General features: G+C 39.7%; 1 protein-coding gene. It reads left to right on the top strand.

Annotated features, from left to right (window positions below; all coding sequences use genetic code 11):
- Positions 1-15 precede the first annotated feature (15 nt).
- On the top strand, positions 16-572 hold a 557-nt coding region (locus tag D3H55_RS23735; RefSeq protein WP_240628770.1), incomplete at its 3' end, for a recombinase family protein.

Here is a 572-nt window from a genome sequence, read left to right as displayed (position 1 = left end):
GATTTCAAAAAGCTGATGGATGAATGTACTCGTGGGAATATCGATTTAATCCTTTGTAAGAGCATTTCAAGATTTAGTCGGAATACATTAGAAACGTTAAAAGCTGTCCGGTTATTGAAGTCTCTCCCTCGACCGGTGCACATATATTTCGAGAAAGAGAACATCCATACAGAAGATGCTGATAGCGAATTGCTGATTACAATTTTCGGTAGCATTGCTCAGGAGGAAAGTCTAAATATCGGAAACTCCATCGCATGGGGAAAAAGAAGTATGGCCAAGCGCGGCATAATTAAAGTAGGAAACGCCAACTATGGTTATCGGATTGGAGAGAAGCATCAATGGATTATCCATGAAGAAGAAGCTAAAGTTGTTCGTCGTATTTATGCGGAATTGCAAGCAGGGAAAAATTACACCCAAATCATAACCAGATTAACTAAAGATCGCATTCCAAGCCCAAAGGGAAAAGATGTCTGGAGTCTTAGCACGGTGAAGGGTATCCTGCAGAATGTGGTCTACAAAGGAGATTATCTTTATCAAAAATATATCACCGTGGATACATTAGAAGAAAAGAC

Origin of the sequence: Bacillus salacetis (assembly GCF_003581585.1) — a bacterium.
GTDB classification, from domain to species: domain Bacteria; phylum Bacillota; class Bacilli; order Bacillales; family Bacillaceae_B; genus Rossellomorea; species Rossellomorea salacetis.
The sequence above is the reverse complement of the archived record's forward strand: the minus strand, read 5'-3'. Positions and strand labels throughout refer to the sequence as shown.